Below are 16,524 nucleotides of genomic sequence, written 5' to 3' on the forward strand. Positions count from 1 at the left end.
GCAACGGTGGCGCCGTTAGTGCGGTCGAAGCCGTCTTCGGCAACGGTGGCGCCGTTAGTACGGTCGTAACCATCAGATGCGACGGTGGCGGCGCTCGTACGGTCATAACCATCGGCGGCGATGGCCGAGCTGGTGCGGTCGAAACCGTCGGCAGCAAAGGTGTTGGCAGCCAGTACGGAAAGGGTCAGGGCGATGATCAGTTTGGTTTTCATGGTCGTGCTCCAGAATGTTTGGCGTTAGCGCCTTGGGTGTGGAGTTGATATTACGCTTGTTAATTTGATTAAAAAGCGCAAAAAAATGCTCAAATAAATCGATAAAATCGATGTATTCGCCGTTGCAGCAGAGCGGTCAATGAGGCCATTGCCGGCGTATTCGAGTGGCGTTCTGTTGAGGATGAGGATGAAGGTCAGGCATTAACCAGGGATTAATGTCAGAAAAATCTTTAGCCAGGAACGAAAAAAGGGGCGAACCCTGTCAGGTTCGCCCCTTTTTGTTTGTACGACTTGGAGGTCAGTCGGTCACGATCCGTGAATGCTTGCGGGTGTCTTTCATGGTGATGTACACCAGCAGCGATACGGCGATGCAGGCCGTCACGTACCAGTAGTAACCGGTTTCCATGCCGATGCTCTTGAACCATAGGGCGATGTATTCAGCGGTGCCGCCGAAGATCGACACGGTCAGTGCGTACGGCAGGCCGACGCCCAGGGCGCGGATTTCGGTGGGGAACAGCTCGGCTTTCACCACGGCGTTGATCGAGGTGTAGCCGCTGACGATGATCAGCGCGGCCATGATCAGGAAGAACGCACCCCACCAGGTCTGGATGGTGTGAAGGGTGGTGAGGATCGGCACGGTGAACAGCGTGCCGAGGATGCCGAAGGCGATCAGGATCGGCCGGCGACCGATCTTGTCCGACAGGCCGCCGATCACCGGTTGCAGGCACATGAACAGGAACAGCGTGGCGGCGGAAATGGTGGTGGAGTCGGAGATGCTCATGCCGACGGTGTTCACCAGGTATTTCTGCATGTAGGTGGTATAGGTGTAGAACGCCAGCGTGCCGCCCATGGTCAAGCCGACCACGGTCATCAGTTCCTTGGGATGGCGCAGCAAGGTGCGCATGGCGCTTTCCTTGGCTTTTTCCTTCTTGGTGAACGACTCGGTTTCTTCCATGCCGCGCCGCAGGTACAGCGCCACGATCGCACACAGCGCGCCGATGGCGAACGGGATGCGCCAGCCCCAGGCATACAGCTGTTCGGTGGTGAGGAACTGTTGCAGCACGATCAGCACGCCGAGGGCGATGAGCTGGCCGGAGATCAGGGTCACGTACTGGAAGCTGGAGAAGAAGCCGCGACGTTCCTTGGTCGCCATCTCGCTCAGGTAGGTCGCCGAGGTGCCGTACTCGCCACCCACCGACAGGCCTTGGAGCAGGCGGGCAAACACCAGCAGGATCGGCGCACCGACGCCGATGGTTTCGTAGCTCGGGCTCAAGGCGATGATCAGCGAGCCGAAGCACATCAGGTACACCGAAGCCATCAACGCACGTTTGCGACCGGCGCGGTCGGCGTACAGGCCCATCAACCACCCGCCGATCGGGCGCATCAGGAAGCCCACGGCGAAGATCGCGGCGGTATTGAGCAATTGGGCGGTGGTGTCGCCCTTGGGGAAGAAGACTTTGGCGAAGTACAACGAGAAAGCAGCGTAGACGTACCAGTCATACCACTCGACCATGTTGCCGACCGAGCCGCTGAAGATCGATTTGATCCGGCTGGCGGTGGTTCTTTCACGGGCGGGCACGGCAGCCGACCCAAGGGGCAGGGCGTTGGAGTTATCCATTGAAGGATCCTTCGTTTAATTGTTTTTGTGGAGCGCGTGGGAACGCAGCCTGCCAGGGCTATAGCAGGAGCTGTGCCAGGTGGCAGAAGGCCGGTTTAGAGGGGGTAGTGACGTTGAATGAGCGGAAATCCGCTTGCTTTGGATTCGGCGTGAGCGGGAATCCGCTTATGTTGATCGTTCCCACGCGGGAGCGTGGGAGCGATCAACACCCTACAAAAACATCTCCCGACTCAACCCATGGCGTTGCATCTTTTCATTGAAGGTGCGGCGCGGCAGTTGCAGTTCTTCGAGCACGGCTTTCACATCGCCTTTGTGCCGCGTCAGGGCGGCGCGCAGGCATTGGGCTTCGAAGGCTTCCTGCTGGGCCGCGAGAGACTGGCCCGGCTCCGTCTCCAGGGCCTGTGGTTGATCGAGCCCCAACACCTGGCGTTCGGCGACATTGGCCAGCTCTCGCACGTTGCCCGGCCAGTCGTGGCTGAGCAGGTGGCTCAATTGCGGGCCGCTCAGGGGCGCGGCGGCGCGGCCCAGGCGTTCGGCGGCGCTGTGGGTGAAATGCTCGAACAGTAGGGGAATGTCCTCGCGCCGTTCTCGCAGCGGCGGCAGGCGCAGCTCGGCGATATTCAGGCGATAGGCCAGGTCTTCGCGAAAACGCCCGGCCCGGGCTTCGTCCAGCAGGTCGGGCTTGGTGGCGGCGATGATGCGCAGGTCCACCTGGATGCTCTGGTTGGAACCCAGGCGTTCGAGCTTCTGCTCCTGCAACACCCGCAGTAACTTGACCTGTTGGGCCAGGGGCATGCTCTCGATTTCATCGAGGAACAGCGTGCCGCCGTTGGCGTATTCGAGCTTGCCGATGCGCTTGCCCTGGGCGCCGGTGAAGGCGCCGCTTTCGTGACCGAACAGCTCCGCTTCGAACAGCGCTTCGGGAATGGCTGCGCAGTTCAACGCGACGAAGGGCATGCTCGCCCTCGTGCCGAAGTCGTGCAGGCAACGGGCGACCAGTTCCTTGCCGCTGCCGGTTTCGCCGCGGATCAATACGTTGACCGGCAGTGCGGCCAGGTCCAGCACCTGGCGCCGCAGGTTTTGCAACGCACGGGAAACGCCCAGCAGCGTGCCATCGAGGCGGGCCCGGGCGTCGGCTTGTTCATGCAGGCGACGGTTTTCCAGGACCAGGGTGCGCTTGTCCAGGGCCCGGCGCAGGCTGCCGAGCAGGGCTTCGGGGCTGAAGGGTTTTTCCAGGAAGTCGTAGGCGCCGTCGCGCATGGCCTCCACAGCCATGGGCACGTCGCCGTGGCCGGTCAACAGAATCACCGGCAGGTCCGGATCGCGGCGACGCACTTCGGCCAACAGTTCCAGGCCGCTGAGGCCGGGCATGCGCACGTCGCTGAGGATCACCCCGGGGAAATGCTCCGGCAACCGGGCCAGGCATTCGTCGGCGCGGCTGAACAACTGCACCTGGAACCCCGACAGGCTCAACCATTGCTCGACGGCACTGCGGATGCTGCCTTCGTCATCCACGACCATGACTGAATCAAGCATGCAGTTGGGCCTCCTGATCGATGGGCAAGGTCACGCAGAATACTGCGCCATGTTCGTGATTGTCTGCCGTCAGCCGCCCGCCGGATTCATGAATGATCGCGAAGGAAACCGCCAGCCCCAAGCCCAAGCCGTCGCCTACCGCCTTGGTGGTGAAAAACGGATCGAACACCTGGGCCAGGTGTTCCTCGGCGATCCCGCTGCCGCTGTCGCTGACGGTCAGGCGCCACAATTGCTCATCGGCCTCCAGGCGCACTTCCAGGCGCTTGATGGGTTGCTCGGCCATGGCGTCGAGGGCATTGCGCAGCAGGTTGATCAACACTTGTTCGAGGCGGATCGCATCGCCGCGCACCCAGGCCGGTCGAGTCAGGTGCAACACGGTGCTGATCTGTTCGTCGCGCAGGCGCGTGTCCAGCAATTGCAGCGCCTGGTCGACCACCGCCGCCAGGTCCAGGCGTTCGCGCAGGCCGCTGGGGCTTTTGCGGGCAAATGTTTTCAGGTGGCCGGTGAGGGCGGCCATGCGCGTCAGCATGTCGTCCACCGGCTTGAGGGCCTTGTAGGCGTCATCGACCCGACCGTGATCGAGCAACAAGCGCAGGGTCGCCAATTGCATGCGCTGGGCGGTCAAGGGCTGGTTGATTTCATGGGCCAGGGCCGCCGACATCTGCCCCAGTGCCGCCAGCTTGGCCGATTGCACCAACCCGTCCTGGGCCGTGCGCAGATCCCGGGTACGTTCTTCGACCAACCGTTCGAGCTCTTCGCGGCTGCGCTGGCGCAACCTTGCCAGGCGCCAGCGCTGGTTGAGAAACAGCAGCAGGAACACCAGCGCCAGCCACGAACCGGCGGCCGCGAGCCCGGCATTACGCCGGTCTTCGAAGGCGATCTGCGGACGGCGCAGCAAGTGCAGCGTCCAGCCTTCGGCGGTCAGCGGCAAGGATTCCCACAGGTAGTCCGCCGAGCCGTCGGGCGTCTCGACCCGGGCCAGATGGCTATTGTCGTCAAAGCGCCGCAACGTTTCGTAAGCCAGCGGTTGCAACGGTTGTTTGTCGTATTGACGGGTGGCCTTGAGCTCGGCGCGGTCGCTGTCGCTCAGCGGCTGCAAGTGGCGATAACGCCAGCCTGGGCGGTTGGCGATGAAGATGATGCTCCGGGCATCGCTGACCAGCAGAGTGTCGCTGCCCTGGCGCCATTCGCGTTCAAGCTCCGGAAACTCCAGCTTTACCACCATCGCGCCGAGGAACTCGCCGTTGTCGTCGGTCACGGCGCTGGAGAGGAAGTATCCCGGGATGCCGCTGGTCACGCCCACCGCATAAAAACGTCCGGTGCCCTGGGTGCGGGTCTGGAGGAAATACGGACGAAAGCCATAGTTGTGCCCGACATAGCTGCTGGGCAGGCGCCAGTTGCTGGCCGCGACGGCCAAGCCTGTGTGGTCGAGCAATTCCAGGGTGGATGACTGGGCGGCGCCATTGATCCGTTCCAGCTTGCGGTTCAATACATCCTGCTGCGCCGCGCCGACCGGTCCCTTGAGGGCCGAACGTAACTCCGGGTCCAGCGCCAGCACGGCAGGCAGGGCGCGATAGCGCTCGATCAGGGTGTGCAACGAATTGGCGTACAGCGCCAACTGCTGGTTGGCACGGCTGGCGTCTTCTTCCAGGGCCACGCGTTCGGCGTGGCGCACGGCGAGGGTGGCGGCAACGGCTGCGCCGGTGAGGATCAGCAAGGTGTACAACGACAGACGCAAGGTACGGGTAGTTGGCAGCATGCTGGTGTGAACAGTTGCAAGTCGGGCGGGCACGATAGCATGGCGGTTGCGAAGACGGCTGCACATCCATATTCAAGGTGTCATTCATTGTGGCGAGGGCGCTTGCTCCCGCTGGGCTGCGTAGCAGACCCTTTTGTGAGCGCTACGCGCTCAAGCGGGAGCAAGCTCCCTCGCCACGGTTTGCACAAAAAAAGGCCGGTGGGCTTGTCGCCCACCGGCCTTTTTTACAGCAGCAAAGTGCCTGTTACTGCACTTCCACCGCCAGGCTGTCACTGATCTTCTTTTGCCAGATGGCAGGACCGGTGATGTGCACCGACTCGCCTTTGCTGTCGACCGCAACGGTCACCGGCATGTCCTTGACCTCGAACTCGTAGATCGCTTCCATCCCCAGTTCGGCGAATGCCAGGACCTTGGATTTCTTGATCGCCTGGGCCACCAGGTAAGCGGCACCGCCGACGGCCATCAGGTAGACCGCCTTGTTGTCCTTGATCGCTTCGATGGCGGTCGGGCCGCGCTCGGATTTGCCGATCATGCCCAACAGGCCGGTCTGCTCGAGGATCTGGCGGGTGAACTTGTCCATCCGCGTGGCCGTGGTCGGGCCGGCCGGGCCGACGACTTCGTCGCCTACCGGGTCGACCGGGCCGACGTAGTAGATGAAGCGGCCCTTGAGGTCCACCGGCAAGGTTTCACCCTTGTTCAGCATTTCCACCATGCGCTTGTGCGCCGCGTCGCGGCCGGTGAGCATCTTGCCGTTGAGCAGCACGGTTTCGCCCGGTTTCCAGCTCTGGACTTCTTCCGGGGTCAGGGTGTCGAGGTTCACGCGGCGAGCCGACGGGCCGGCTTCCCAGACGATTTCCGGGTAGGCGTCCAGCGGTGGCGCTTCCAGCGACGCCGGGCCGCTGCCGTCGAGCACGAAGTGGGCGTGACGAGTGGCGGCGCAGTTGGGGATCATGCACACCGGCAGCGAAGCGGCGTGGGTCGGGTAGTCCATGATCTTCACGTCGAGCACGGTGGTCAGGCCACCCAGGCCCTGGGCGCCGATGCCCAGTTGGTTGACCTTCTCGAACAGCTCCAGGCGCATCTCTTCGATACGGTTCTGCGGGCCGCGCGCCTTGAGCTCGTGGATGTCGATGGATTCCATCAACACTTCCTTGGCCATGACCGCAGCTTTCTCGGCGGTGCCGCCGATGCCGATACCCAGCATGCCCGGTGGGCACCAGCCGGCGCCCATGGTCGGCACGGTTTTCAGTACCCAGTCGACGATGGAGTCGGACGGGTTGAGCATGGCCATCTTCGACTTGTTCTCGGAGCCGCCGCCCTTGGCCGCCACGTCCACTTCCACGGTATTGCCGGGGACGATGGAGTAGTGGATGACCGCCGGGGTGTTGTCCTTGGTGTTTTTGCGGGCGCCTGCCGGGTCGGCGAGGATGGACGCACGCAGGACGTTTTCCGGCAGGTTGTAGGCGCGACGCACGCCCTCGTTGATCATGTCGTCCAGGCCCATGGTCGCGCCGTCCCAACGCACGTCCATGCCCACGCGCACGAACACGGTCACGATGCCGGTGTCCTGGCAGATCGGCCGGTGGCCGGTGGCGCACATGCGCGAGTTGATCAGGATCTGCGCCATGGAGTCACGGGCCGCCGGCGATTCTTCGCGCAGGTAGGCCTCGTGCATCGCCTGGATGAAATCCACGGGGTGGTAGTAGGAAATGAACTGCAAAGCGTCGGCAACGCTCTGTATCAGGTCATCTTGCTTGATCACGGTCATGAGTCGCGCTCCTCTCTAAAGACGGGAACATTCAATAAGGTGCCGGCCGCTTGGGTGCATCGGTCGACGGGCGGCACCTCTATAAGGCACGCCGGGCATGCTGGCGCGACGCTAAAAAGGCGCGGCAGTATATCGCAGGCCGGCCCCCTGTGGGAGCGAGCTGCCTTTGTGGCGAGGGGATTTAATCTGTGGCGAGGGGATTTATCCCCGTTGGGCTGCGCAGCAGCCCCAAAAAGCTGAACGAGATCAGCCTGACACACCGAGTTGTCTGGTTAAGGGGCTGCTGCGCAGCCCAGCGGGGATAAATCCCCTCGCCACAGATGGTCTCCTTGTCACAGGGGAACCTTGTCTCTGGTCCAAACTGGGTTCCGCCCGCAGCAAACAAATGCGTCAATCTGGGCCATTGCTTTGACGCCATTTTTCTGCTCCAGAATTGAATGGTCATTTGTCCTACACGCCACTAAAGTGGCGTCTGGCCTGTAGCGTAGGACGCCTCCTGTCAGTTTCCTTTCCCATGGTGAGTCAACGATTGACCCATAACGCCATTCAACGTCTTTTGCTGAAACGCTTCGCTTTGGCGGCAGCGACGTACGCGCTGGCACTGGTTTTATTGTGGCTGGCATTTTTCAGTGGTCATTACCTCGATTCGTTGCGCGGTGTCATCATCGGCAGCGTGTTGGTCGTGCTGTGCCAGGCTGGGCTGTTCGCGCTGTTTATCACGGATCGTAACCTGCGCTTCGCCGACCCCAGCCTTACCGAAGCGCAGGTGTTGATCGGCCTGGGCTGGCAGACCTGGATGATGGCGCACCTGGACCAGGCTCGGGGCGTGTTCCTGGTGTTTTATGTATTGATCCTGCTGTTCGGGCTGTTTCATCTGTCGCGCCGGGCCTTCGTGCGCTGCGCGACGCTGGTGTTCATCAGCTTCGCCGCTATTACCCTTTGGGACGGTTACTTCTTCAGGCTTCCCGATCCCACCTTGGCCGGGTTGCAGGTGGCCGTGCTGTTTCTGGTGCTGGTGTGGCTGGTGTTTTACGCCCGCTACGTCCAGATATCACGTCAGCGCATGCGCCAGCGGCGGTTTGCCCTGCAGGCGCACCAGGACACCTTGCGCGGGATGATGCGCCAGCTCGAAGACCTGGTGGCCACCGACGAGCTGACCGGGCTGTTCAATCGCCGCCACTTCCTGCGCCTCGCTTCGCGCGAACTCAACACGCTCAGGCCCGGCATCGCCCATGGCCTGGCCCTGATCGACCTCGACCATTTCAAGCGCATCAACGACCTGCACGGCCACGCCGCCGGCGATCAGGTGCTGCAGGCATTTGCCGCGGTCGCCACAGCGTGCCTGCGCGAGGGCGATGTATTGGCCCGTTATGGTGGCGAGGAGTTCGTCATGCTGCTGCCTGCCTGCGACCCCCAGCGCCTGACGGCCTGCTGTGAAAGGCTGCGGCTGGCATTCACAGAAGTCGAGCTGATCGGTCTGCAGGTCGGCGCCCTCAGCTTGTCGGCGGGCATGACGATGCTGGGAATGGGCGATGACCTGGACAACGCGTTGCAGCGTGCCGACCAGGCCCTGTACCGTGCCAAGCGAGACGGTCGCAATCGGTGCGCTGCCGCCTGGGAGAATGTCGATGCCTGAACTGACAGTCGCCGGTCGGCAATGGACGGTGGCGGCGGGCAGTAACCTGCTGGACGCCTTGAACGGTGCAGGCGTGGCGGTGCCCTACAGTTGCCGCGCCGGCAGTTGCCACGCCTGCCTGGTGCAGTGTGTGGGCGGTGATGTGCGCGACAGCCGCCCCGACGCCCTGAGCCCGACGCAGCGCGACCAGGGTTGGCGGCTGGCCTGCCAATGTCAGGTGGTCGAGGATGTGCAGATCCACACCTTCGACCCGCAACGTGACGGCCAGGCCGCTGACGTGGCGGCGGTGGATTGGCTTGGTGGCGATGTGCTGCGCTTGCGCATCACCCCCAAGCGGTCGCTGCGTTATCAGGCCGGGCAGCATCTGGTGCTGTGGGCCGGCGACGTGGCCCGGCCGTATTCCCTGGCGAGCCTGCCCGAGGAAGACCGTTTCCTGGAATTCCACCTCGATTGCCGCGAGCCCGGTCAATTCATTGATGCGGCCCGGCGGATGAAGGCCGGTGATCCGATCCGCCTGGGCGAGTTGCGCGGCGGTGCCCTGCATTACGACCCCGACTGGCACGCCAGGCCGCTGTGGCTGCTCGCCGCCGGCACTGGCCTGGCGCCGCTGTTCGGCTTGCTGCGCGAAGCCTTGCGTCAGGATCACCAAGGCGCGATTCGCCTTATTCACGTGGCCCATGATGCGGCCGGGCATTACCTGGCCAAACCCCTGGCGGCGCTGGCGGCCAAGCACCAAAACCTCACCGTGGAACTGTTGACCGCGGCCGAGGCGCCGTCCGCCTTGGCGCAACTGCGGCTTGTTTCACGGCAAACCCAGGCCTTACTCTGCGGCCATCCCGACCGGGTCGAGGCCTTTGCCAAACGCTTGTACCTGGCCGGCTTGCCGCGCAACCAACTGCTGGCCGACGTCTTCCTGCCCCGTGGTTGAGCGCTGATTTCCAGACGCGAGACCGACCATGACCCCAACCCTGTTGCTCGACCGAGAACGCGGCCTGCTGACGGTGCGCTTGAACCGTGCGGAAAAGAAAAACGCCCTGACCCGGGCCATGTACAGTCAGCTGGCCCAAGCCCTGGCGATGGCCGATACTGACCCGCAGATTCGCGCAGTGCTGCTCACCGGCTCCAGCGACTGCTTCACCGCCGGCAACGACATCGTCGACTTCCTCGAACAACCACCGAACGACCTCGATAACCCGGTGTTCCAGTTCATGCTCAGCCTGCTCGATTGCCGCAAACCGGTGATCGCCGCCGTGGCCGGGCCGGCGGTGGGCATCGGCACCACGTTGCTGTTGCATTGCGACCTGGTCTACGTCAGCCGGGACGCGCGGCTGCGCATGCCGTTCGTCAACTTGGGGCTGTGCCCGGAATTCGGCTCCAGCCTCATCCTGCCACGGTTGCTGGGCCAGGCCAGGGCCGCGCAATTGTTGCTGTTGGGCGAGGGCTTCAGTGGCGAACAAGCGGTCGCCTGGGGCATTGCCACCGAGGCAATGGACAGTGGCGAGGCGGCATTGGCCAAGGCGCGGGAGGTGGCGTTGCGCTTCGAATCGCTGCCGGCTGAAGCGGTGAGTATCAGCAAGCAACTGATGAAAGCGCCGGACCGGGAACAGTTGCGCAAGGTGATAGAAGCAGAGGGCAAGCTGTTCACCCAGCGGCTGCGTTCGCCCGAGGCGGTTGCGGCGTTGTCGGGGTTTATCAACAGGCAATAAGTTCTGCAGGGGCCAGTTCAGGCACTACATTCCCCAAGGGCAAAAACCAAAAAGCCCCGCCATTCACATGGTAGGGCTTTTGTTTTCCAGCGCTCGGTCACTCAGACCATCGGGTCGCCAACATGCAGGATTTTCATCCCGTTGGTGCCGCCGATGGTGTGGTAGCTGTCGCCTTTGGTCAGGATGACCCAGTCACCGGTCTGCACCACGCCGCGCTTGACCAGCTCATCCACCGCCGCCTGGCTGACTTCGCCCGGTTGCAGGGCGGCCGGGTCGAACGGCACGGTGTAGACGCCACGGAACATGGCGGCGCGAGCCTGGGTTTCGCGGTGCGGGGAGAATGCGTAGATCGGCACCGAGGAACGGATGCGCGACATGATCAACGGTGTGTAGCCACTTTCGGTCAGGGCGATGATCGCCTTCACACCCGGGAAATGGTTGGCGGTGTACATCGTCGCCAGGGCGATGCTCTCGTCGCAGCGCTCGAAGGTCTTGCCGATGCGGTGGCTGGAGGTCTTGCTGGTCGGGTGCTTTTCAGCGCCGATGCAAATACGCGCCATGGCTTGCACCGCTTCGAGCGGGTAGAGGCCCGCGGCGCTTTCGGCCGAGAGCATCACGGCGTCGGTGTAGTCCAGTACGGCGTTGGCTACGTCGGACACTTCGGCGCGGGTCGGCATCGGGTTCTGGATCATCGACTCCATCATCTGGGTCGCGACGATCACCGCTTTGTTGTGGCGGCGTGCGTGCAGGATGATCTTCTTCTGGATACCCACCAGCTCAGCGTCGCCGATTTCCACGCCCAGGTCGCCACGGGCCACCATCACGGCGTCGGAGGCCTTGATCAGGCCGTCGAGGGTTTCGTCGTCGGCGACGGCTTCGGCGCGCTCGATCTTGGCCACCAGCCAGGCAGTACCGCCGGCTTCGTCGCGCAGTTGACGGGCGTATTCCATGTCGGCGGCGTCACGGGGGAAGGACACGGCCAGGTAATCGACTTCCATCTCTGCGGCCAGCTTGATGTCGGCCTTGTCTTTTTCGGTCAGGGCCGGTGCGGTCAGGCCACCACCGCGACGGTTGATGCCTTTGTGGTCCGACAGCGGGCCGCCGATGGTCACGACGCAGTTCAGTTCGGTGGCGGTGGCGGTCTCGACGCGCATCACCACGCGACCGTCGTCGAGCAGCAACTCGTCGCCCACGCCGCAGTCCTTGACCAGGTCCGGGTAGTCGATACCCACCACCTGTTGGTTGCCTTCGGTCAGCGGATGGCTGGTGGAGAAGGTGAAGGTGTCACCAATCTTCAGCTCGATGCGCTTGTTGGCGAATTTGGCGATACGGATCTTCGGGCCTTGCAGGTCGCCCAGCAGGGCAACGAAACGGCCGTGCTTGGCGGCGAGGTCGCGCACCAGCTTGGCACGTGCCTTGTGTTCTTCGGGGGTACCGTGGGAAAAGTTCAGGCGGGCGACGTCCAGGCCAGCCAGAATCAGCTGTTCGAGAACTTCCGGCGAATTACTGGCCGGGCCAAGGGTAGCGACGATTTTGGTGCGACGGACGGACATGCAAGACTCCTCAAGTTCAAGCGCCAGCGAAGGCTACTATGCTCTTTGGGTGTAGTCATTGTTCATATGCACTACTTTTTCGTTTGTTTTTCGAAATGAACATTCCTGAAAATTTTCACACCTCCTTAAAGCCTGCCACAGGCTCTTGTGGCGAGGGAGCTTGCTCCCGCTGGGTTGCGAAGCGACCCCAAACAAGTTGAACCCGGGCTGCCTGATACACCGAGGGGCCAGGTTTCAGGGCTGCTGCGCAGCCCAGCGGGAGCAAGCTCCCTCGCCACGGGGTGTGTGCCAGCCATGGCAAGCGTTTTCAGGCTGAAGATTTTCCCAGCCAGGTCGATACAGAGCTCAAGACAGGAGAACCTCCCATGCGATTCGTGCTTTTTGTTGCCCTGGCCCTGAGCGTCACGGGCTGCACCCGTTGGTCGATGAACCATCACATGAACCTGGCCTACAAGGCCTATGACCGCGGTAATTGCGAGCAGGTCATGCTCGAACTGTCCCAGGTCGACCGCGCCAGCCGTGCCCGCCGCTACATGCAGCCGGAAGTCTCGATGCTGCGCGGCCAGTGCCTGGAACGGCAGAAGCTGTTTGTCGATGCGGCGCAGACCTACCAGTTCATCATCATGCAATACCCTAACAGTGAATACGCCTTCCGCGCCCGCGCCCGGCTCGAGACCTTGCAGAGCCTGGGCCATTACCCGACCCGCAGCGCGTCGGCGATCCGCCCGACGGCGTCCTGACAGGCTCATCAAGCCATGGGCCGGGGGCGATCCCTGGCCACAAGCCCCCCGGGTATTTTTGTTTATGAAAGGTGTGCGCACGGACTGGCTGCCACACGACCATGAGCTATATTTGTACAAAACGTCATTAGAGCTAAATCTCTAACTTCAAGCGGCACCTGTGACCGGCAGCACTAGGCTTGAACGCTTGCGAGCGTCTGGCACCGGGATCGGGGAGAGCGAGCTGGCGTGTGCTCGTTCCGAAGTATTAGGTTGCCCCGATTCGGGGTCGTTCAAAAAGCGATACAGGACATGTACAAAAAACGGCGCATCGAACGGCAGCAGCTGCCGTATTTCCTGAGAGTGTTTAATGGCGTCAACGGCAAGCCCATCGGTTTTTTGGGCAACGTTTCTGCAGATGGCCTGATGCTGATCAGCCATTTACCGTTGATGGTCGGCGCGGACTTTGACTTGCACCTGAAAATCCCTTCCGATGAGGGACCGCAGCAGAACATTGTGCTCAGGGCCAATTGCCTGTGGTGCCGCGAAGACGTGACGCCGCAGCATTTCGACGCCGGTTTCAGCCTGCAATGGGCGCCGCCGGAGTACGGGCAACTGATCAGCGCATTGCAGCAATATTTCAGTTTTTATCCGTTGCCGGAATCGGCCTGAGCCCCGGTCACTTTTGTTGGCGCAACACTTTGTGGGAGCGAGCAAGCTCGCTCCCACAGGTTTCTCATACACCTCTTCTAGCGCTGAACCTTCGCCTCGTTATCCAGCATCTTCTCCAGCAACAACACCCCCATCTCGCCCATTTGGTGAATCGCCAGGGCCAGGTTGCGCGGGGCGCCTTCCAGGTCTTCCGATAAATCCAGGATCAGCGTGCTCACCGAACAGAAGGTTTCGTAGGTGTGCGCGAGCATGCCTTCGGGGTCGGCGTCGGGGGCGACGATGAAGTAGTCCGGTTGTTTGCCAGGCTTCTTGTCGGGTTGGCCGTGGTTGGGCTTGAGGTAATAGTCGAGGGCTCTTTGGGCGGCTTCGTCGAGCTTTTCGGGGTCGAGGGTTTCGTGGGGGGGGGAGCGGGTCGGTATGGGGTGGATTGGGGGTTGGTTTGATCATATTCACTTCTCTTTGGTGGCGCTGCCATCCGGCTCGCGACTAAACGAGGGGTGGCGGCTGGACGCAGGTTAGTCGACCGGTGAGAAGTGAAACCGGCGCGCCCGAGGGCGCCCTGCGCACAGCCACCATCAAGTGCGGGGATAGGGGAACCCGACTGGATGACGCTTGTGCACCTCACTTCAACACCGGGCGACTAAACCCGATCGCTGGATATCAGCGACGCGAATCAAGTTACGGGGCAAGGCCAAGGCACACAAGCCGGCGGATTCTGGCGGATCTGTAGTCCGTTGCGCAAGGCGCTGTAGTCAGCTGGAGCTTTGCTGGCTCGCTGTAGGACCTATGCGGTCCCCGCCTTTTTCCATGCAAGATATTGCGTCACCAATTGCGCCCCCAACTCACTGGGGCGCGCATCCAGGGTCGGGATGCCATGGGCGCTCAGTTGCTGATGCAGTTCGGCCCGGGCATTCAAGTAGTCCACCGTCCCGCAGTAGGCCAAGGCTTCAGGCAAGGTTTGCACCGGCGCCTGGCGCAAGCGGTCGAGGGCTTCTTCCCGCAGGCTGGCCACCAGCACCCGATGCTGTTGGCCCAACCGTTTCACGGCGGCGAGCAGATCCGCGTCGTCTTCATCCCGCAAGTTGGTCACCACCACCACCAGGGCCCGGCGTTTTTGCCGGGCCAGCAACTGGGTGACGGCTGCCTGGTAGTCGGCGGGGCGTTGGCTGCTATCGAGGTCGTACACGGTGTTGAGCAAGACGTTGAGCTGGCCCGGGCCTTTGACCGGGGCGAGGTAGCGGGGCTGATCACTGGCGAACGTGTTCAGGCCCACGGCATCGCCCTGGCGCAGCGCGGTGTAGCTGAGCAGCAGGCAGGCGTTGAGGGCGTGGTTGAAGTGCGACAGCTCGCCGTCCTGGCTGCGCATGCGCCGGCCGCAGTCGAGCATGAAGATGATCTGTTGGTCGCGCTCGTCTTCGTATTCCCGGGCAATCGGCGTGCGATGGCGGGCCGTAGCCTTCCAGTCGATCTGGCGCAGGCTGTCGCCCTCGCGAAATTCGCGCAGTTGATGGAATTCCTGGCCCTGGCCGCGCCGTTGCCGCTGACGGATGCCGAGTTGGCTGAGCCAGTTGTCCACCGCCAGCAGTTGACCGTCGTAGAGCCTGGCGAAATCCGGGTAGACCCGAGTCTCATCGAGCGCATCCAGCAGACGCTTGTCGGTCCATAGGCCCAACGGGCTCGGCAGGTTGATTTCGCAATGTTCGAAGGCGAAGTGCCCGCGCTTGAGCGGGCGCAGGCGGTAGCCAACCTGGCTGTGTTGGCCGGGTTGCAGCTCGACGGACAGGGGCAGGTTTTCGAAGTCCAGGCCGTCGGGGACGTGATCGAAGACCTGCGCCTCCAGCGGTTGGGCAAAGTCATGGCTGATGTCCAAGTGGATTTCACCCCAGCGACCCAGGGCCAGGCTGCCGGGCATCTGCCGTTGTACCCGCGGCGAGGGCAGGCGCCTGACGCGCACCGCGTCGAGCAGCGCCAGGGCCAGCAAGGCCAGCAGCAGCCCCCAGTTGATCGACAGCAGCGCCGATGGCACCGTCACGCCGAGTGCCCGCAGCGTGCCCAGCGCGATGCCGAGGGCCAGCAGAAGCGCGAGCCAGATCAAGAGCAGGCGCGAGGGTTTCATGGGTGCATTCCCGTTGGAGACATGCAGAGCGCGCTTTTGTGGCGAGGGGATTTATCCCCGCTGGGCTGCGAAGCGGCCCCCTGGTTTTGTCTGACACACTGCAAGGGGCCGCTGCGCGCCCCAGCGGGGATAAATCCCCTCGCCACAATGAGTTTCTCCATCATGAAATGCGTATTCACAAGCGCGGCGCCGGCACTTGATCGAGCAGTTGCCCCAGCACCTGATCCACCGACAGCCCTTCGATGTCCAGCTCCGGCGCCAGCCGCACGCGATGGCGCAGCACCGCCAGGGCGCAGCCCTTGATGTCGTCCGGCACGACGAACTCGCCGCCACGCAACAACGCTCGGGCCCGGGCACACCGCACCAGGGCAATCGACGCGCGCGGCCCGGCGCCGAGGGTCAGGCCCGGCCAACTGCGGGTGGTACGGGCCAGGCGTACGGCGTAGTCGAGCACCTGGTCGTCCATCGGCAGGTCGCTGGCAATGCGTTGCAGCGCTTGCACGTCCTTGGCCTGCAACACCACGCGCAGCGGTTGCACGTCGAGCATGTCGGCGCGGGTCGAGCGGCTGACCTGGCGCACCATGTCCAGCTCCTGGTCGGCGTCCGGGTAGTCCATGCGCACCTTGAGCATGAAGCGGTCGAGCTCGGCTTCCGGCAGCGGGTAGGTGCCTTCCTGTTCGATGGGGTTCTGGGTGGCGAGGACCATGAACGGCTGGCTGATGGGCAGGGCGCGGCCTTCGAGGGTGACCTGGCGTTCCTGCATGGCTTCGAGCAGCGCGGCCTGGGTCTTGGCTGGTGCGCGGTTGATCTCGTCGGCCAGCAGCAGGTTGGTGAACACCGGGCCCTTGCGCAGCTTGAACTGCTCGGTCTGCAAGTCGTACACCGCGTGCCCGGTGACGTCGCTGGGCATCAGGTCGGGGGTGAACTGGATGCGCGCGAACTCGCCGTTGAAACAGCGGGCCAAGGCCCGCACCAGCAAGGTCTTGCCCAGCCCGGGAACGCCTTCGAGCAGCACGTGCCCGCCGGCGATCAGCGCGGTGAGCACATCGTCGATCACCGCGCTCTGGCCGACCACCGCTTTGCGCAGCTCGGTGCGGATGGCCTGGGCCAACTGACTGGCGCGCTGACGCTGTTGGGCGGCGTGGGCCTGGCCGTCGACAGGTTCGTTCTGTTCAGTCGTCAATTCTGGAGTTCTCCTAACGGTTAAATCCTATTTCTATTAGATAAAT

At 62.9% G+C, this 16,524-nt stretch carries 13 protein-coding genes and 1 pseudogene; 5 read left to right on the forward strand and 9 right to left on the reverse strand.

Going from position 1 to position 16,524, the window contains the following annotated elements:
• From BLU76_RS31895 to BLU76_RS15885, 5 genes and pseudogenes are all read right to left on the reverse strand, one after another.
• A pseudogene (locus BLU76_RS31895) lies at positions 1–212 on the reverse strand (heme utilization protein); the annotation flags it as partial.
• 298 nt (positions 213–510) lie between these two features.
• Positions 511–1,830 (reverse strand): MFS transporter, encoded by a 1,320-nt coding sequence (locus tag BLU76_RS15870; RefSeq protein WP_063324580.1) that lies wholly within the window; start codon positions 1,828–1,830, stop codon positions 511–513.
• A gap of 210 nt (positions 1,831–2,040) precedes the next feature.
• Positions 2,041–3,366 carry a sigma-54-dependent transcriptional regulator gene (locus BLU76_RS15875; RefSeq protein ID WP_092223445.1) on the reverse strand — a complete coding sequence of 442 codons (1,326 nt, stop codon included), beginning with the start codon at positions 3,364–3,366 and terminating at the stop codon, positions 2,041–2,043.
• Positions 3,359–5,125, reverse strand: a complete 1,767-nt coding sequence (locus BLU76_RS15880) for a sensor histidine kinase (RefSeq protein ID WP_092145069.1) — start codon at positions 5,123–5,125, stop codon at positions 3,359–3,361. Before BLU76_RS15880 ends, BLU76_RS15875 begins: the two co-directional genes overlap by 8 nt.
• 244 nt (positions 5,126–5,369) lie before the next feature.
• Positions 5,370–6,893, reverse strand: a complete 1,524-nt coding sequence (locus BLU76_RS15885) for a fumarate hydratase (RefSeq protein ID WP_092223447.1) — start codon at positions 6,891–6,893, stop codon at positions 5,370–5,372.
• Between the two features lie 529 nt (positions 6,894–7,422).
• Here BLU76_RS15885 and BLU76_RS15895 point away from each other — a divergent pair.
• The 3 genes from BLU76_RS15895 to BLU76_RS15905 are packed head-to-tail and all read left to right on the forward strand — an operon-like array spanning position 7,423 to position 10,235.
• On the forward strand, positions 7,423–8,529 hold the full coding sequence (locus tag BLU76_RS15895) for a GGDEF domain-containing protein (protein ID WP_063325235.1): 1,107 nt from the start codon (positions 7,423–7,425) through the stop codon (positions 8,527–8,529).
• The gene (locus tag BLU76_RS15900; RefSeq protein ID WP_092223451.1) at positions 8,522–9,457 is read left to right on the forward strand and encodes an iron-sulfur-binding ferredoxin reductase; all 936 of its coding nucleotides are present in this window, start codon (positions 8,522–8,524) and stop codon (positions 9,455–9,457) included. Before BLU76_RS15895 ends, BLU76_RS15900 begins: the two co-directional genes overlap by 8 nt.
• A gap of 28 nt (positions 9,458–9,485) precedes the next feature.
• A complete protein-coding gene (locus BLU76_RS15905; RefSeq protein ID WP_092223453.1) occupies positions 9,486–10,235 on the forward strand; it encodes an enoyl-CoA hydratase in 750 nt (249 codons plus the stop codon).
• 101 nt (positions 10,236–10,336) lie between these two features.
• Here BLU76_RS15905 and pyk read toward each other — a convergent pair whose 3' ends face one another.
• Positions 10,337–11,788, reverse strand: a complete 1,452-nt coding sequence (gene pyk, locus BLU76_RS15910) for a pyruvate kinase (RefSeq protein ID WP_063324585.1) — start codon at positions 11,786–11,788, stop codon at positions 10,337–10,339.
• A 365-nt stretch (positions 11,789–12,153) separates the two neighbouring features.
• On the opposite strand from pyk, the gene BLU76_RS15915 reads away from it, so the two are divergent.
• Together BLU76_RS15915 and BLU76_RS15920 are read left to right on the forward strand one after the other, a co-directional pair.
• Entirely contained in the window at positions 12,154–12,528 is a 375-nt protein-coding gene (locus BLU76_RS15915; protein WP_092223455.1) for a tetratricopeptide repeat protein, read from the forward strand.
• A 291-nt stretch (positions 12,529–12,819) separates the two neighbouring features.
• The gene (locus BLU76_RS15920; RefSeq protein ID WP_063324586.1) at positions 12,820–13,179 is read left to right on the forward strand and encodes a PilZ domain-containing protein; all 360 of its coding nucleotides are present in this window, start codon (positions 12,820–12,822) and stop codon (positions 13,177–13,179) included.
• Positions 13,180–13,256: 77 nt separating this feature from the next.
• On the opposite strand, the gene BLU76_RS32320 is transcribed toward BLU76_RS15920, so the two are convergent.
• The 3 genes from BLU76_RS32320 to BLU76_RS15935 form a co-directional block, all read right to left on the reverse strand.
• Positions 13,257–13,430 carry a DUF6124 family protein gene (locus BLU76_RS32320; RefSeq protein ID WP_371915040.1) on the reverse strand — a complete coding sequence of 58 codons (174 nt, stop codon included), beginning with the start codon at positions 13,428–13,430 and terminating at the stop codon, positions 13,257–13,259.
• 533 nt (positions 13,431–13,963) lie between these two features.
• Positions 13,964–15,295, reverse strand: a complete 1,332-nt coding sequence (locus tag BLU76_RS15930) for a DUF58 domain-containing protein (protein ID WP_092223457.1) — start codon at positions 15,293–15,295, stop codon at positions 13,964–13,966.
• Between the two features lie 175 nt (positions 15,296–15,470).
• Complete coding sequence (locus BLU76_RS15935; protein WP_072345504.1) at positions 15,471–16,478, reverse strand: AAA family ATPase; 1,008 nt, start codon at positions 16,476–16,478, stop codon at positions 15,471–15,473.
• Positions 16,479–16,524 lie beyond the last annotated feature (46 nt).

The organism is Pseudomonas sp. NFACC08-1, from assembly GCF_900106735.1.
GTDB lineage: Bacteria > Pseudomonadota > Gammaproteobacteria > Pseudomonadales > Pseudomonadaceae > Aquipseudomonas > Aquipseudomonas fluorescens_Q.

What these genes read in the sequence shown, in the direction of transcription:
- BLU76_RS15870 (WP_063324580.1), bottom strand. Translation starts at nt 1,830, where the DNA reads ATGGATAACTCCAACGCCCTGCCCCTTGGGTCGGCTGCCGTGCCCGCC.
- BLU76_RS15875 (WP_092223445.1), bottom strand. Translation starts at nt 3,366, where the DNA reads ATGCTTGATTCAGTCATGGTCGTGGATGACGAAGGCAGCATCCGCAGT.
- BLU76_RS15880 (WP_092145069.1), bottom strand. Translation starts at nt 5,125, where the DNA reads ATGCTGCCAACTACCCGTACCTTGCGTCTGTCGTTGTACACCTTGCTG.
- BLU76_RS15885 (WP_092223447.1), bottom strand. Translation starts at nt 6,893, where the DNA reads ATGACCGTGATCAAGCAAGATGACCTGATACAGAGCGTTGCCGACGCT.
- BLU76_RS15900 (WP_092223451.1), top strand. Translation starts at nt 8,522, where the DNA reads ATGCCTGAACTGACAGTCGCCGGTCGGCAATGGACGGTGGCGGCGGGC.
- BLU76_RS15905 (WP_092223453.1), top strand. Translation starts at nt 9,486, where the DNA reads ATGACCCCAACCCTGTTGCTCGACCGAGAACGCGGCCTGCTGACGGTG.
- pyk (WP_063324585.1), bottom strand. Translation starts at nt 11,788, where the DNA reads ATGTCCGTCCGTCGCACCAAAATCGTCGCTACCCTTGGCCCGGCCAGT.
- BLU76_RS15915 (WP_092223455.1), top strand. Translation starts at nt 12,154, where the DNA reads ATGCGATTCGTGCTTTTTGTTGCCCTGGCCCTGAGCGTCACGGGCTGC.
- BLU76_RS15920 (WP_063324586.1), top strand. Translation starts at nt 12,820, where the DNA reads ATGTACAAAAAACGGCGCATCGAACGGCAGCAGCTGCCGTATTTCCTG.
- BLU76_RS32320 (WP_371915040.1), bottom strand. Translation starts at nt 13,430, where the DNA reads ATGCTCGCGCACACCTACGAAACCTTCTGTTCGGTGAGCACGCTGATC.
- BLU76_RS15930 (WP_092223457.1), bottom strand. Translation starts at nt 15,295, where the DNA reads ATGAAACCCTCGCGCCTGCTCTTGATCTGGCTCGCGCTTCTGCTGGCC.